The following is an 11,229-nucleotide window of genomic DNA, read 5'->3' on the forward strand; positions in this document are numbered from 1 at the left end:
GGCAAGAATTTCGCGGTCTTTGGTCGACAGGAAATTCATTTTACACTCTTGACCCGCTGCCCGCTTCACGCCACCTAGTGCAAATGAGTGAAGATGCCCCAGATAGCCTGATTCCATATGACGAAATCGTGCAGGAAGCCCTGCGCGCTGTGGTAAGCCGGGTGCTGGGAGAAGTCGTCAAAGGCGGCCTTCCCGGCGAGCATCATTTTTATATCACCTTCAAGACCCGCGCCCCCGGCGTCGACATTCCCGATCATCTGATCGCGAGATTTCCGGACGAGATGACGATCGTCATCCAGAACCGCTACTGGGACCTGAAGGTCGACAAGGATCGATTCGAAGTCGGACTGAGCTTCAACCAGATCAGCTCCATGCTGCATATCCCGTTCGCGGCGATAACCTCCTTCGTTGATCCGGCGGTCGATTTTGCGCTGCAATTCCATGTTGACGAGATCGAGGGCGATGTGAACAGCCACGACCCGGCGGAAAATGACGGCGAGACGGAAACGGTCAAGCCGGCTGATGATGGCTCCAACGTGGTGACGGTGGACTTCGGCAAGAAAAAGTGAGCGGGACCCGCACAGAGACCGACTCTCTTGGCGAGATACAGGTTCCCGCCGACGCCTATTGGGGCGCACAGACACAACGCAGTATCGAGAATTTCCCGTTCCCGCGTCAGGAACGCATGCCGATCCGGCTGATCCACGCATTGGCCGCCGTCAAACAGGCCGCCGCGCGGGTCAACGGCATCCATGGCCTGGAACCGGAAATTTCTGCGGCGATCGAAAAAGCCGCCAATGCCGTGCGGACCGGCGAATATGACAATCAATTTCCACTGACCATCTGGCAGACCGGATCCGGAACCCAGTCGAACATGACCGTCAACGAAGTGATCGCCGGCGTCGCCAACGAGGCGATATACGGCACCCGCGGCGGCAAATATCCGGTCCACCCAAACGACCATGTCAATCGCGGCCAATCGTCGAACGACAGTTTCCCCACCGCCATGCATGTCGCGGCGTCGCGGGCGCTGGAAGTCGAACTATTCCCGGCGCTGGAACAATTGCACGATGCGCTGGCGGAAAAGGCGCAGAAATGGAAGTCTATCGTCAAGATCGGCCGCACCCATTTGCAGGACGCCACGCCGCTGACCCTCGGACAGGAATTTTCCGGCTATGCAGCGCAACTGGTGGCCGCGCGTGACCGGATAGAAACCGTCCTCCCCCGATTGCGCCAGCTGGCGCAAGGCGGCACTGCCGTCGGGACCGGCCTGAATGCGCCGGAAAATTTCGGCGAGAATATCGCCAAGGAAATCTCCAAGATCACCGGCCTGAAATTCACTTCTGCCCCGAACAAGTTCGCCGAACTGGCGGCTCATGACACGATGGTCGAATTGTCCGGCGCGCTCAACACGCTCGCGGTGTCGCTGACCAAGATCGCCAATGATATCCGCCTGCTCGGCTCCGGCCCGCGTTCCGGGCTCGGCGAGCTCGACCTGCCGGCCAATGAGCCGGGCAGTTCAATCATGCCGGGCAAGGTCAATCCGACCCAGTGCGAGATGCTGACCATGGTCGCTGCACAGGTTATCGGCAATCATCAGGCGGTGACCGTCGGCGGACTGCAAGGCCATCTCGAACTCAATGTATTCAAGCCGCTGATTGGCGCCAATGTCCTCCGCTCGATCGAGATCATCTCGATCGGCATGTCCAGCTTTTCCGAGCGCTGTGTGGAAGGCCTGGAGGCTAATGAGGTGCGGATCAAGCAGCTGGTCGACAATTCACTCATGCTGGTGACCGCGCTGGCTCCGGTGATCGGCTATGACAAGGCTGCGGCGATTGCCAAATATGCCCATAAAACCGGCCAGACCCTTCGCGCATCCGCGCTGGAGCTCGGTCTGGTTGACGCAGAAACCTACGATACCCATGTTAGACCTGAGAATATGGTCGGCAAACATGGCTGATCCGGGAACCAGAGCATGTCGCTAATCAGAAATATATTCACCACCATGGTCGGTTACGAGGCGCGCAAGCACACCACGGGTCATGGCTTGCGCAATTTCGGCCTCGGCATGATCGCCGCCCGCATAGCGACCCGGTCCGTCCCCGGCGCGCTGCTGGTCGGCGGGGCGCTGATCGCGAAAAAACTCTATGATGACTCGAAAGAGGCAGAAGCGCTTCCCGCATCCGAGGCGGTTATCGAGATCGAAGGCCGTCCGGTTCCCGAAAAGAAAAAAGCCGCTGCAAAACCGGCGCTAAGGCTTCCCGGTTAGCCAGTAGCCGGTACCGGCCGCCTGCCAGTCCTTCACCGCCTCGATCGGTACCGTGAGCATCAGGATGTTGAGCGCGAGATTGTCGCGGATCATATAGCCGGTAAACAGCTCGAAAATAACGGCAATTGCCAGCGTCACCTTCCACGGCAGCCGTGATGCGAGAAAGAATCCGACGATCATCCATGCAATATCGGCCATCGAGTTGATGATGGAGTCCCCTTCATAGCCATAGGAAATAGTCGCCTCGCGATAACGGTCGATGATGACCGGCGAATTTTCCAGCACTTCCCACGCGCCCTCGACCAATATCGAGAGACAGACGATGACACCGAGCGGGAACAGCTTCGGGAAGCGCTTGCGCAAGAGATGGCCGATACCGAAGAAGATGAACCCGTGAATGATATGGCTCATCGAATACCAGTCGGCGAGATGCTGGCTGTTTTCCGATGATTGGACAACGCCCTGCCACAGCTTGACCGTACCGCAAGCGCAGATCGGCGGGCGTCCCATGCCAAACAGGATCAGCCCGAATAAGGCGAATAATATCAACGCGATCAGCGTACTGCTCTTGCTGATCCTGAGCGGCCATTTCATCCTGCACTTCCTCCCACGCAACGATCATGTGAGAACAGCTTATCCTCCCAATTGCAATATTGATTGTAACTGACATTGCTGTAAGCTGCCTGAGAACCGCCAATATGAAGCGGCACAGGAGAGCATATTGGCAACCACCGCGCAATCCGGGCAAGCGCCCCGCAAATTCTATGGCTGGAACAATGTAAGCCTGTTTTTCTTCATCCAGTTTGCCGCATCCGGCTTTGTCTATTTCGCCTATTCGGTGGTCTTCCCGGTGATGGTCGAGACCATGAACTGGAACCGCGGCTCCGCCTCCATTGCCCAGTCGGTTGCGCTGATAACGCTTGGCTTGTCCTACCCTCTGACCGGCTATTTGCTGAGCCGTTCGGGTGTCCGGAGAACCGTTACCATCGGACTGCTGGTGATGCTGGCCGGTCTTCTGCTGCTGGTTTTCGGCGTCACCGAATTATGGCACTGGATCCTGGTCTGGGGCGTGGTCATGGGGCTGTCTTTCGGTCTGACTGGTCCGATCTGCGCGCAGACCGCCATGATCAGCTGGTTCAGCATCAAGCGATCGACAACGATCGGCATAGTCATGACCGGCGGCGCGCTCGGCGGCGCGATGGCGCAGCCAGCGCTGGCCGAGATGATGAACCGGTTTGACAGCTGGCGGGCCGCCTGGACCATTGCCGCCGCAATGGTCGTCATTGCGCTCGTCGCGACGCGGTTCATCATCAATCGCCCGGGCGATATCGGTCAATTCCCCGACAATATCGATCCCGCACGCGCGATCAGTGACGAGCAGGCCCATCACACGCGCCCGAAAACCTATCGCACCGACCATGCTTGGACGATGCGGGAGATCATCCGCAAACCGACCCTTTATCTGATGATGGTGATTTCGGTCGGTTATCTGGGCACCTTCTTTGCCTTGCTCAATCACGGCGTTCTGCATCTGACAGACAACGGTTTGAACGGGCTCGAGGCGGCCGCAATATTCGGACTTCTGATCTTGGGCAGCGGGCTGGCGCGGATTCCGGCTGGCTGGCTCGGCGACCAGTTCGAACTGCGCTGGACAATATTCGGATCCATCGCCCTGATGGCCTTGGCCCTGGCCGGATTCTGGCAGGGTCAGGAGATATGGCTGTTGTCGCTTATGGGGATGCTGTTCGGCGCCGGCTATGGCAGTCTGCTGGTATTGCTCCCTGCAGCAATCGGCAATTATTTCGGCGAGCGCGCCTTTCCCATCATCAATTCCCTGTTCGCTCCTGTGGTTCTGCCCTTCGCCGCCGCGGCGCCCGCCGGAGCCGGCTTTGTCTTCGAGGCTACCGGCAGCTACGACTTCGCCTTTGGTGGCGCGATCATCCTGCTGTCCGCCGGAATGGTCGCCGCCTTTTGTCTCAAACCACCGGCAACGCCCGCCTAGATATTCCCGTCGCTGGACAGCAAAGCCGCTATCGGACGCGTTCCGGGCCGGCGCGCCAGCACGATCATCAATATGGTCGTGAACGGCACCGCCAGTATCGCCCCGGGAATACCCCACAGGCTGCTCCAGATGGCCAGCGAGACCAGCACCACCATCGGGCTGAGATTGACCGATTTGCTCAGCATCTTCGGTTCGACAACATTGCCGATAACCACCTGCGCGGTCGTCATCAGACCGGTAGCGATCAAGGGAATGGTCAGACTGCCGAACTGGGCCACGGCAAAGAGCGCCGGAAAAGCGACGCCTACGAAAGACCCGATATAGGGAATATAGTTGAGCAGACCGATGATGATCGCCCACAAAGCGGCATATTCCACGCCCAATATCAGCAATATCAGCCAGCAGACGACGCCCAATATGATATTGATCAGCGTCTTGGTCGCCAGATAGCTGCCGATATCATGGTTGATCCGGGTGATCATATTCAGCGTGTCGGTGGAATCGCTGTCCGAACCGAAGGCGCGGCGCACTTTCTCCGGAAAACCGGTGATCTCGCTGAGCAGAAAGGATGCGTACAGGATCGTGATGAAGACAAATCCGCCGAAACTGGTCAGCGAGGACAGGACCGACTGGGCCAGCGCGGCGATATCGATCTCGGTAAAAAATCTGGTCGCGAATTCGCTTATCGCCTTCGCGACCGCTTCCGTTCCGCGGTCAAAAATCGCGGTCGGCGACGCCATGAGTTCGGAAACCTCCGGGCGGCCGATCCCGCCATTGGCCGGAGCCGGGAACCAGGCTGCAAACAGATTTTCCAGATTGCGCTGGTAGACCGGCAGCGATGGCACGAGATTTTGCAGGCTCGCGACCAGCATCCGGGTCATCGCGAAAAGCAGGGCAAGGACCCCGATCAGGGCAAGCGTGGCGCGCAACCACAGGGGAGTCTGGCCCAGCCCCGGTATGCGGGCGACCGTCGCGCTCGCGGCATAGAGTATCTGCAGCAGGATGACAGCGGTCACGATCGGCAATATGATGTCCTTGCCGACGTAAAACAGCCAGCCGACCATGATGGTAATGCCGACCGCGTAAAATATAGTGCTGATGCGTCCCTGAATCATGATTTTCGAATAGCCGGATTTTAACAGACTGTCATCAGCAGGATTGTACCGGACAGGCGGGATCGAAAAAACATGCTAGCAGCATCTTGACGCCGCCCGCCCTTCTCGGCCAATAGCCGCTATGGCCGAGAATATATCTTCCCAGAATATCGACAATGATCATCGCGAACTGAGCCGCCGCGGCCTGTTGTTCGTGCTGTCCTCGCCCTCCGGAGCCGGCAAGTCGACGCTCGCCAAGATGTTGCTGGAATCCGACGACGAGATTGCCATGTCGGTCTCCGTCACCACCCGGCCGAAACGGCCCGGCGAGGAACATGGCAAGGATTATTATTTTGTCACTGGCGACGAATTTGAAGAGATGGTCGCCGATCACAGTTTCCTCGAATATGCCACGGTATTCGGCAATCGCTACGGCACGCCGGCCGTTCCGGTTAACCAGAGTCTGACGGATGGACAGGATGTTCTGTTCGATATCGACTGGCAGGGGACACAGCAGCTTTATCAGCGCGCCGGACAGGATGTTGTCCGCGTCTTCATCCTGCCACCGTCCCTTGACGAACTGCGCAACCGGCTGGAAAGCCGCAACACCGATGCGACCGAGATTATCGAGAGCCGGATGCAACGCGCCGCCAGCGAGATCAGCCATTGGGACGGTTATGATTATGTCCTGATCAACGACGATCTCGACGCCTGCTTTGCCAAGGTGAAGCAGATCCTCGCCACCGAACGCATGCGCCGGGCGCGGCAAACCGGTCTGATCGGATTTGTCCGGGATTTGATGGCAGAATAAGCCGAATAAGCCGGACATTTGCTGTGCCTGAAGAGGCGCAAACAAAGAGGATGGCACCAGAAGCGTCGCAGGGACCACGTCCTGTAGGGGGGCGGACGCGAGACCAGCTTGTCCCGGGAACAGGAGCTTGCCCATGCGGTAGGCAATATTCCCGGACCAGATTTTGCGAATCCGCATTCTGGCACCATCCCCCATGATTGAGCTTCGATGCGACCCGCGAGCTTATGACGCTCTTTCCGGATGTTCACTCAGCTGCCAGTTGGATAGCATGAAGGCGCGCTGCGCTGTTTTTCATTCGACCAACGGCTATCGACCGTCGACGAAAGAATAAGCATGCTGCCCTGCCCGCACCTGGTGGAAAGTGCTCTATTAAGGCCTGTCCCGCGCCATATTCAAAAGAGCGTTGGATTTACTGCTCTTACCGGTTACCAGTTGTAAAAGCGTCGGATCGCTGCAGGGGGCCAATATGGTGGAAGCACGGGAAATTGATGTCCTGATCGTCGGCGGCGGTTTTTCGACCATGCCGCTGGTCCGCGAGCTCGACGCCAGCGGGATCAAATGGCTGATGGTGTCGGAAATGACCCCGATCTGGCAACAGCTGGAAGCCGCCGATGCGCTGGATTTCGATCTGGTCAGTTCCCTGCAGAGCAGCGTCTATTCCTTCGAACTGGTCGAGATGCTGAAAGAGCAGGGCGAGGATTTTACCGACGGTTTCCCGACCGCTCGCGAATTTTACGCGATCCACAAGAAATATGCCTCGCGCTACGCCGACCATATCCACCACGGGCGGGTCGGCAGTATCGACAATCATCCGGATCACAGCATTGTCCACCTAGAGAGTGGCGAGCAGTTCCGCGCGCAGCATGTCGTCGTCGCCACCGCTTTCCGGCGGCAGATGAATGCCAATCTCAAGCAGATCAAAATTGATGCCAGCTATGCCGGCAAGAATGTCGCGATCACCTCGACCGGCGACAGTTCCAACCTGCTGATCGCCAAGCTGGTCGCTCATGGCGCGAAAGTGCATCTTGTCACCAATGGCTTCATCATGCTCGACAAGATGTTCGCCACCTTCTCGCCATTCGACGACGGCCCGCGTTTCGTCCCGCTCGACCAGCTCGAATGTCACAATTTCTCCGAAGTCAGCAAATGGAGCTATCGTGCGTTCATCGACGGCGGCTATATTCACGGCCTGATCCACCGCTGGTTCGCGAAGTTTTTCGACCGCAACAGCCTCGGCGTGCGCCACCCCAAGAGCATCCGGCCGCACGAAAGTCTCCGGACCTTTTTCGAAGCCAGGGCACCGATTGAAAACGGTCATATCGCGATCAAATATTGGCCGATCGATGTCTACAAACTCTATTGCGACGAGACGCTCGAGCAGAAGATCAGCGACGGCTATCTGATCAACGACCTGCCCTTCTTCCTCGAACATGGCCATGTGAAATTGTGGGACAAGGCGGTCGCCACGCTTGACCGCGAAGCGATGACGCTGACCGAGGGCGGCGAGACGGCGACGTTTGACGAGATTATCGACGGCGATCAGGAAGTGCCCAATATCCCCGAAATCCGGCTTTGCGGCGATCAAGCGTCGGAGCATTTTATCTACAAGACGCGGCAACAGTTTCTCGGTGTGATATCCCCCCGCCTGCGCAACATCTACACCATCGGTTTCACCCGTCCCTTCACCGGCGGGCTCAACAATATCAGCGAGATGCAATGCCTGCTGGTCCACCGGATGATCAGCGATCCGGAATTCCGCCACAGCGTCAACGCCAATATCGAACAGCGGATCGCAACCTATAACGCGAACTATTATGCCAGACGGCCGGAGAGCAAGACCGACCATCTGGTCTGGTACGGCACCTATACCGACGAGGTCGCGCGACTACTCGGCATCCGCCCGAAACGCAGCGACACGCCCGGCCTCAAGGGGCTGATGAAATATTATATGTTCCCGAACAATGTGTTCCGCTTCCGCGAGACCGGCCGCTATGCGGTGGACGGCGTCGACGAGCTGCTCACCCACACAGCGAAACAATATCACGACTATAAAGTCCTGGCGCTGCTGGTCATTCGCTACCCGTTTTTCGAGCTGCTCGCCCTCGGCACGATCCTGTTCGCGCCGGTGCCGTGGTGGGTCAAAGTCCCGGCAGCGATCATCCACAACCGGCTGCCGTTTACCTCGACGCTGGTCGGGAAATTCGGATTGCCGACACGGGAGAGCAAGGCGATCTTCAATTACCGCAAGGCGATCAGCTTTCCGGTGCTGGCCTATCCGGTGGTCGCGGCGGTCGTGTGGGCAGCGGCGGGCATGGGAGCGGCGTTCGCGCTTTCGGCAGGGTTACTCGCTTATGTCTATGCGATGGTGCATCTGGGCACGGCGAAGGGATGGAACCGCAAGTTCTTCTGCGACATGAAGAGCAAAAGGTCGATGGAGATGGTTGGGTTTTTTGAGCGGTACCGGAAGGTTTTTGGGCGGGTTAAGGGCGGTGTTTAGTATTAGAAGCAGGGACATAGGATACAACTAGCACCACAACTGGACGTCCAGCTCCGAAACAAATTATTCAACTAAGCATAGAGATGGATCACCATTGGTGTTTTCAGCCTTCCGAAAACACTGTTGCAAGGAAATCAGTTTCTGTTGAGCTTCCAGCTGTTTGGCATAACCGCTTGACAAGCTTTCTGCCTGGCTGGAGTAATTTACCCTGAGTTGTAGAATCTCGGCCGGAACTGATATAACTGCTTTCAATAAGCGGATCGGAAGGCGGACAATTTCGAGCACTTCACTTGGCCGATTTGCTTCCCACGATGTCAGCATACCTTTGTCAAATACGATATTGTCCACTGTCTTAACGAATGCCGACGAGCGTAACGGAATATAGCTGACCGGTCCAGCCTGCGGGAGAGCTACAAGTGCACCTTGGACGGGAACTCCCGGAGTACGTTGAGAAAGATTACACCCTCCAACGCACTGCCGAATGGTTATCGTAGCTGGCAACGCCGTACGATATAAAAGCCCGTCGACAGGCTGACAAAGTTGCAATTTCTGTTGCGACGCATTCTGAATTGGCTCCTTTTTGCAATTCCCCGAATGATCGAAGGTATTTGAAGTCAATAATGGCACTTTACGTGAAGGCGCTTCGGCATCACTTCGTTGTTCCAATAAGTTCTTCACTTCCGCATCTACAAAAAATGGCCAATTGGCTCGATTCAGTTCGTCATTCACCTTTTTGCGTTCGTCCTCGCTGATCGGATCAAAGATATATCGGAAATCCTTGATTGGTGTATCACAGTTCACAGGCGCTACAGGTTCCTCGCCAACAACCTTGGAACGAGCGACTGGCAATGAGCCCCCTCCGAATGCGGCGAATGCTCCAGCTAGCTCCACAATAACATCGCCGGTCCGGTCAGCAGCGGTAACGTTTGCGGAAGAAAGTAACCCGTCGCTGGAAACCATAAATTTCTGCTCATCATCTCGAAGTATATTATGACTCAAATTTGCAACAAATCTCGCCGAGGGGTCTGGAGAGAACGGTTGAAGTTCCAGCTTTACATCATACGAATAAATACAGGCTTTATCTCCAAAAGTTCGCAGCGTGTCCTCCAAGTCTATGATTTCTGCTTTCTTGAGAAGTTGAGTCCGTTGTGCGTCGCCGGCTTTGAACTCCGCTATCGTGGCATCGTCTTGGAGTTTCTGCCTTCTCAAGCTACTGATCGGATTCGCATTTAATGCGTTGTCTGCCGCCGCTTTTTCTATTTTAGCTGCTTTTTCTGCATCCTCTGCAGCACCCAATGCCGTCACGGCTGCTTTGATTTTTTTCTCTACGTCCGCCTTTCGCAACGGCGCTCTAGCACCGACAAAAGCAACTTCTCGTTTCGGCAGAAAATAACTCATGCCTTCAGCATTAGATTGATCATGTCTGAATCCGTGCGTCTTTACAGTAGCACAACCACTTAAAAAAACCGACAGACTGGCGGTAACAATCAGCGCGACTCGCATTGACCTTCTCCTTATTCGGTGATGTTCAGTCTAAATCGAAAATGGTTTTTCAAATGGGAAGATGTTGGTGTTCTTTCCAAATGCCTTATTAGTAGGGTTTTGGTAGCTTGGGATTTCACTTGCGACCCGATTTCGAAAGTCGTCATAGTTTCCCTCAAATCGACCATAGTTCCATGTTTTGACCAAAGCCGTTGTAAAGAAGCCACCGAAGGGGTTTTCGTAGGACAGTTCGAAATCTTGACAGGCCGCAAGCAGAAGTCCGGTGGACTGCATTGAGGCCTTTATTTGAGCTTCAGAGACATCCCCGAGCGCTTGTTTGGTGACTTCTTGCAATCCTTCATAAAATTTTCGGTTTGCAAAATAAGTGTTTTGAAGAATGGTTGCGGGGGCTCGTCTCACACGAACGTCTGGTCCATAAGAAAATCCGTCCGCCGAACCACCGAATGCCATTTTTTCCATTCCGCCAGAGTAGCAACTATCGGAGATAATCAGGATGCGACAACCCTCAACAAATGCCGCCCAGGCCCGAACCAATTCGTCGTCCATCAGTTGACCGTCAAACAGACACCAGGTCTCATCGTCTCCAAAATCGTCTGGCTCCACCAAATCGGGAACCTTGCCGCCATGTCCCGAATAGGTGATCATAAAAATATCACCTTTTTGCGTTTTCTCGGCAGCTACGCGAATATGACGTAATACATTATCACGGGTAGCGGCCGTCGTCCGGAGTTTCCCCAGATTTTCAAATCCCGCGCTTGACGCTAGATTTGCCATGGTGTGCATATCATTTTCGCACGCATTCAATGCACCGTCCCAACCATCATAGTGATTGGGATCGACGCTGTTCAAACCGATGTGTAGTGAATATCCTGCCATCTTATCCTCCATGTTTCGATTTAAATGCTCCCGATAGCTCCCCAACACCCGTGACCCCCGTCACGCTCCCCCAAAAACTCCCCTCTTGAAAACAGAACAAACATTGAACATATAGCGCAGATCACCCTGTCCCTTTGGCCCGCTGGACTCTCTCCGGCATCTTCTGCAAAGCACGCT

At 55.7% G+C, this 11,229-nt stretch carries 10 protein-coding genes; 6 read left to right on the forward strand and 4 right to left on the reverse strand.

Features of this window, described 5'->3' with window-relative positions; all coding sequences use genetic code 11:
- Positions 1-83 precede the first annotated feature (83 nt).
- Genes AACZ86_RS10275 through AACZ86_RS10285 form a run of 3 tightly spaced genes read left to right on the forward strand, consistent with a single transcriptional unit; the run spans position 84 to position 2,269 of the window.
- Positions 84-569 carry a ClpXP protease specificity-enhancing factor SspB gene (locus AACZ86_RS10275; RefSeq protein WP_339692124.1) on the forward strand — a complete coding sequence of 162 codons (486 nt, stop codon included), beginning with the start codon at positions 84-86 and terminating at the stop codon, positions 567-569.
- Positions 566-1,960 carry a class II fumarate hydratase gene (gene fumC / locus AACZ86_RS10280; RefSeq protein ID WP_339692127.1) on the forward strand — a complete coding sequence of 465 codons (1,395 nt, stop codon included), beginning with the start codon at positions 566-568 and terminating at the stop codon, positions 1,958-1,960. Before AACZ86_RS10275 ends, fumC begins: the two co-directional genes overlap by 4 nt.
- Before the next feature lie 15 nt (positions 1,961-1,975).
- The gene (locus AACZ86_RS10285) at positions 1,976-2,269 is read left to right on the forward strand and encodes a hypothetical protein (protein WP_339692129.1); all 294 of its coding nucleotides are present in this window, start codon (positions 1,976-1,978) and stop codon (positions 2,267-2,269) included.
- Here the strand turns inward: AACZ86_RS10285 and AACZ86_RS10290 are convergent.
- Positions 2,252-2,863, reverse strand: a complete 612-nt coding sequence (locus tag AACZ86_RS10290) for a DUF2585 domain-containing protein (RefSeq protein ID WP_339692130.1) — start codon at positions 2,861-2,863, stop codon at positions 2,252-2,254. The two genes, AACZ86_RS10285 and AACZ86_RS10290, sit on opposite strands and share 18 nt — an antisense overlap.
- A gap of 127 nt (positions 2,864-2,990) precedes the next feature.
- On the opposite strand from AACZ86_RS10290, the gene AACZ86_RS10295 reads away from it, so the two are divergent.
- Positions 2,991-4,271: an MFS transporter gene (locus AACZ86_RS10295; protein ID WP_339692132.1), complete on the forward strand. Its 1,281-nt coding sequence runs from the start codon at positions 2,991-2,993 to the stop codon at positions 4,269-4,271.
- Here the strand turns inward: AACZ86_RS10295 and AACZ86_RS10300 are convergent.
- Positions 4,268-5,386: an AI-2E family transporter gene (locus AACZ86_RS10300; protein ID WP_339692135.1), complete on the reverse strand. Its 1,119-nt coding sequence runs from the start codon at positions 5,384-5,386 to the stop codon at positions 4,268-4,270. The genes AACZ86_RS10295 and AACZ86_RS10300 overlap by 4 nt on opposite strands.
- Positions 5,387-5,507: 121 nt before the next feature.
- Here AACZ86_RS10300 and gmk point away from each other — a divergent pair, with 121 nt between their 5' ends.
- Positions 5,508-6,176, forward strand: a complete 669-nt coding sequence (gene gmk / locus AACZ86_RS10305) for a guanylate kinase (RefSeq protein ID WP_339692137.1) — start codon at positions 5,508-5,510, stop codon at positions 6,174-6,176.
- A gap of 466 nt (positions 6,177-6,642) precedes the next feature.
- Entirely contained in the window at positions 6,643-8,673 is a 2,031-nt protein-coding gene (locus AACZ86_RS10310) for a hypothetical protein (protein WP_339692139.1), read from the forward strand.
- A 63-nt stretch (positions 8,674-8,736) separates the two neighbouring features.
- Here the strand turns inward: AACZ86_RS10310 and AACZ86_RS10315 are convergent, their stop codons facing one another.
- Together AACZ86_RS10315 and AACZ86_RS10320 are read right to left on the reverse strand one after the other, a co-directional pair.
- Positions 8,737-10,176 carry a hypothetical protein gene (locus AACZ86_RS10315; RefSeq protein WP_339692140.1) on the reverse strand — a complete coding sequence of 480 codons (1,440 nt, stop codon included), beginning with the start codon at positions 10,174-10,176 and terminating at the stop codon, positions 8,737-8,739.
- A gap of 30 nt (positions 10,177-10,206) precedes the next feature.
- Positions 10,207-11,052, reverse strand: coding sequence for a caspase family protein (locus AACZ86_RS10320; protein ID WP_339692142.1), 846 nt, complete (start codon positions 11,050-11,052; stop codon positions 10,207-10,209).
- Positions 11,053-11,229 lie beyond the last annotated feature (177 nt).

This window comes from uncultured Parasphingorhabdus sp., assembly GCF_963975735.1.
Classification (GTDB): Bacteria; Pseudomonadota; Alphaproteobacteria; order Sphingomonadales; family Sphingomonadaceae; genus Parasphingorhabdus.